Annotated in this window: 1 protein-coding gene; it reads left to right on the top strand. The window is 71.4% G+C overall.

Annotation, left to right across the window (positions count from 1 at the left end):
* Window positions 1-288: 288 nt before the first annotated feature.
* The gene (locus ACFW1A_RS39410) at window positions 289-3,564 is read left to right on the top strand and encodes a TIM-barrel domain-containing protein (RefSeq protein WP_380418329.1); all 3,276 of its coding nucleotides are present in this window, start codon (window positions 289-291) and stop codon (window positions 3,562-3,564) included.
* Window positions 3,565-3,604 lie beyond the last annotated feature (40 nt).

The raw sequence follows: 3,604 nt of genomic DNA, 5'->3' as shown, positions 1-3,604 counted from the left end.
ACCCTGAGCGGCCGTCAACTCCGGATCCGGAGGCGGGGCACAGCGAGGGTTCTGCTCATTTCTGCTTGAAATGAGCGAGTTATTGACACGATCGAGTATCTGCGGTGCAATCCGTGTGCTCAATCCGCGACCTGCGTCGCTGCCTTGAGCGCGGCCGGTCCGGGAGCTCGGGGCCCGGTCCGGCACCGCACGCTCCCCGCACCGTGCACGTCCCCGCACCGCACCCCACACACCGGCCGGGTTCCCCGGGGGCCCGGCCCGTCATGCCCCGTGAGAGGACCGACCCCCATGCCGCACCCGCCAGGGAGCCTGCGCAGCAGGCTGTTCGCTGCCGTCACCCGCCCGGTCAGGGCCACCCACCGCCTGCTGCGCTTCGGCGCCGCCGCCGCGCTGGCGGCCTCGGCGCTGGTCGGCGCCGCGCCGAGCGGTGTCGCCGCGTCGAGCACGGCCGGGAACATCACCGGCTTCAGCCAGTCCGCCGCGACCTCGACCATCGCCACCTCCTCGGGAGCGGCGGTCCGGGTGGCGTTCGTCCGGGCGGACATCTTCCGGATCTGGCTCGCGCCCACCGGCACGTTCACCGACCCCGCCGGCTCCGAGATCACGCTGAACACCTCGTTCGCCACCCCGACCGTCACCACCTCCGACGCCGGGACGTACTACCAGATCAGCACCGCCGCGGTGACGTTGCGCGCGTACAAGTCCCCGCTGACCTTCGCCGCGTACCGGCCGGACGGCTCGCTGCTCTGGCAGGAGTCCGCGCCGATCTCCTGGACCGGCTCGCAGACCACCCAGTACCTGAACCAGGGCGCCACCGAGCAGTACTACGGCACCGGGCTGCACCTCGGCGCGTGGGCGCTGCGCGGCACCACCGTGCCGATCTCGATCGACAACAAGTGGCAGCAGAACAGCAACGCCAGCCCGGCGCCGTTCTACATGTCGTCCAACGGCTACGGCGTGCTGCGCAACACCTGGGCCCCCGGCTCCTACGCCTTCACCAGTCCGGTCGCCACCACCGAGAACGAGAACCGGTTCGACGCCTACTACTTCGTCGGCGACTCGCTCAAGGGCGTGCTCGGCGCCTACACCGACGTGACCGGCAAGCCCTTCCTCGCGCCCGAGTGGGGGCTGGAACTGGGCAACTCGGACTGCTGGAACGCCTCCAGCTCCACCTACACCGGTGACCACACGCGCCTGCGCCACCAGACCACGCCCGACGCGGTCGGCTACGCGCAGGACGCCCGCAACGCCGACATGCCGTCCGGCTGGATCCTGCCCAACGACGGCTACGGCTGCGGCTACACCGACCTGCAGCAGAGCGTCTCCAGCCTGTCCGCCCTCGGCTTCCACACCGGACTGTGGACCTCGACCGGGCTGAGCAACATCAACACCGAGGTGGGCGTCGACGGCTCCCGCGGGGTCAAGACCGACGTCGCCTGGATCGGCGGCGGGTACCAGAGCGCGTTCGACGGCGTGAACCAGGCCGTGGCCGGGATCGAGAACAACTCCGACGCCCGCCGCTTCGTCTGGACCGTCGACGGCTGGGCCGGCACCCAGCGCAACGCGATCGTGTGGACCGGTGACACCAACGGCGACTGGCCGACCATGGGGTGGACCGTGCCGTCGGTGGTCGGCGCCGGCCTGTCCGGACTCAACTACGCCTCCGGCGACGTGGACGGCATCTTCGGCGGCAGCCCGGAGACCTTCACCCGGGACCTGGAGTGGAAGGCCTGGACCCCGGCCTTCATGACGATGTCCGGCTGGGGCACCACCAACCCGGCCACGGGCTACTCCGACAAGGAGCCGTGGCGGTTCTCCGACCCGTACCTGTCGGCCAACCGCAAGGCCCTGCAGACCAAGATGCGGCTGATGCCGTACCTCTACACGATGAGCCAGGTCGCCAGCACCACCGGCGTCCCCTCCACCCGCGCGCTCGTGCTGGAGTACCCGAACGACCCGGTGGCCCAGGGCAACGCCACCTCCGGCGAGTTCATGGCCGGTGACTCGTTCCTGGTCGCGCCGGTCACCACCAGCGGCACCACCCGCGACGGCATCTACCTGCCGGCCGGCACCTGGACCGACTACTGGACCGGGCAGGTCTACCAGGGCCCGACCACGCTCAACGGCTACGCCGCGCCGCTCGACGCGACGCCGGTGTTCGTCAAGGGCGGCGGCATCGTGCCGATGTGGCCGCAGATGAACTACACCGGCGAGAAGCCGGTGTCGACGCTGACCTACGACCTGTACCCGGCGGGCACCTCCTCGTTCACCCTGTACGAGGACGACGGCCTCACCCGCGCCTACCAGAGCGGTGCGTCCGCCACGCAGCAGGTCGGGGTGACCGCGCCCGCGTCGGGCACCGGCACCGTCACGGTGAACGTCGGTGCCAGCAACGGGTCCTACACCGGCAAGCCGGCCGCCCGCGGCTACGAGTTCTCGGTCCACCTCGGCGGTGCGCCGAGCAGCGTCAGCCTCGGCTCGACCGCGTTGGCGCAGCTCGGCTCCAAGTCCGCGTACGACGCGGCGGCCACCGGTTGGTTCTTCGACCCGGCCGACCGCGGCGGCGTGCTGTGGGTCAAGGCGGGCAGCCAGTCCGGCGCCTTCGCGATCACCCTGGCCGGCGCGACCCTGCCCGTCCCGGGCACCGGCACCCAGGGCTCGCCCGACCTGGACAAGACGGCGTGGAAGCTGGTGTCGGCGGACAGCCAGGAGACCTCGGCCGAGAACGGCGCCGCCACCAACGCCTTCGACGGCAACACCGGCACGATCTGGCACACCGCCTACTCCACCGGCACCGCGGCGCCGCTGCCGCACGAGATCCAGATCGACCTGGGCGCCCGGTACGCCGTCGACAGCCTGCGCTACCTGCCCCGGCAGGACGGTGGCGTGAACGGCCGGATCGGCCAGTACGAGGTCTACGTCTCGGACTCCACGACGAGTTGGGGCACACCGGTGGCCAGCGGGACGTTCGCCGACACCGCGAGCGAGAAGACGGTCCGGTTCGCCGCGACGCCGGGCCGCTACCTCCGGCTTCGCGCGCTGAGCGAGGCCGGCAACCGCGGGCCCTGGACCAGCGCGGCGGAGATCAGCGCGACCGGCACCCCGGCCGCCGCCGGGGGCGGGAGCAGTCCCGTGACGAACGGCGGCTTCGAGACCGGAAGCCTGGCGGGGTGGACCACCGGCGGCACCACGTCCGTCGTCTCCTCCGGCGCACACTCCGGCGGCTACGCCGCGCAGTTGGGCGGCACGGGGCCGACCAACGGCGACAGCTCGGTGACCCAGTCGTTCACGGCCGGCAGCGGCGGCGGCACGCTGTCGTTCTGGTACGACACCATCTGCCCCGACACCGTGGCCTACGACTGGGCGACCGCCACCCTGAAGGACACCACGGCCAACACCACCACGACCGTCCTGGCCAAGACCTGCAGTCCGAACTCCGGCTGGAAGCAGGTGAGTTCCGCACTCACCGCCGGGCACGGCTACACGCTCACGCTCACCTCGCACGATGACGACTACGCGGGGGACCCGACGTACACGCGGTACGACGACGTCACCGTGAGCTGATCCCGCAGCACCCGGGGCGCGCCCCGGAGCGCCGACAGCC

This window comes from Kitasatospora sp. NPDC058965, assembly GCF_042741245.1.
Lineage (GTDB): Bacteria > Actinomycetota > Actinomycetes > Streptomycetales > Streptomycetaceae > Kitasatospora.
Note: the sequence above shows the minus strand (reverse complement) of the source record. Positions and strands in the feature narration are given on the sequence as shown.

What these genes read in the sequence shown, in the direction of transcription:
- ACFW1A_RS39410 (WP_380418329.1), top strand. Translation starts at nt 289, where the DNA reads ATGCCGCACCCGCCAGGGAGCCTGCGCAGCAGGCTGTTCGCTGCCGTC.